1 protein-coding gene and 1 pseudogene are annotated in these 786 nt (G+C 63.2%); one reads left to right on the top strand and one right to left on the bottom strand.

The window, feature by feature from the left end; all coding sequences use genetic code 11:
- Positions 1-134 (bottom strand): annotated as a pseudogene (locus AC1D00_RS43630) (GntR family transcriptional regulator); the annotation flags it as partial.
- A 270-nt stretch (positions 135-404) separates the two neighbouring features.
- Here AC1D00_RS43630 and AC1D00_RS43625 point away from each other — a divergent pair.
- Positions 405-786: ABC transporter ATP-binding protein (locus AC1D00_RS43625; RefSeq protein ID WP_477015001.1), on the top strand; the 382-nt coding region annotated here is incomplete at its 3' end.

The raw sequence follows: 786 nt of genomic DNA, 5'->3' as shown, positions 1-786 counted from the left end.
ATCTCATCCTCGCCGAGCTTCGTGCCCGGCAGCAGACGATGCTCGAGGATCGCCGCGGTCACACCCTCCCTGATACGGCTGACGCGATCGCTCGCGTCTGGCGCATCGGATTTCTGGCGGGTGTTGGCGGCCATCAGTTCGAGGGGGTTGGGTTTGAGGGCTCGATCGGCGACGTTCGGCTTTCAATGTTAGTCGACCAGCTGTATCCAATCACAGGCGAAACTTTATACAATCCGAGCACATTTTGTGTGCATATTACTGCCCACCCGGCGAGCCGCGCCGCTGCGCCGGATTCGATCTAACGACCTGACTCCATTGCACAGTTTTGGAATTCGGCACTCTCCGGGCGGTTGGCACGGACCTTGCGGAGAAAGCCGGAGCATCGCCCTCCCAGCGGACACGCCATGGCCACTCCTGCCGCTCTCGAACTGGTCGCCGTCACCAAGCGCTACGACACGACGCTGGCGGTCGACGACGTCAATCTCAAGATCCCGGCAGGCACCTATTGCTGCCTGCTCGGCCCCTCCGGCTGCGGCAAGACCTCGACCCTGCGCATGATCGCAGGCCACGAGGCGGTCAGCGATGGCGACATCATTTTGGGCGCGCAGAACGTCACCGACCTCGAGCCCGCCAAGCGCGGCACCGCGATGATGTTCCAGTCCTACGCGCTGTTTCCGCATCTGACCGTGCTCGACAACGTGGCTTTCGCCCTGAAAATGCGCGGGATCGACCGGGCGACGCGGCACAAGCGCGCCGGCGAACTGCTCGAGCTGGTGGCCATGACCC

The sequence above is a fragment of the Bradyrhizobium sp. P2_E8 genome (genome assembly GCF_056403875.1).
This window is presented reverse-complemented; position numbering and strand designations above follow the sequence as displayed.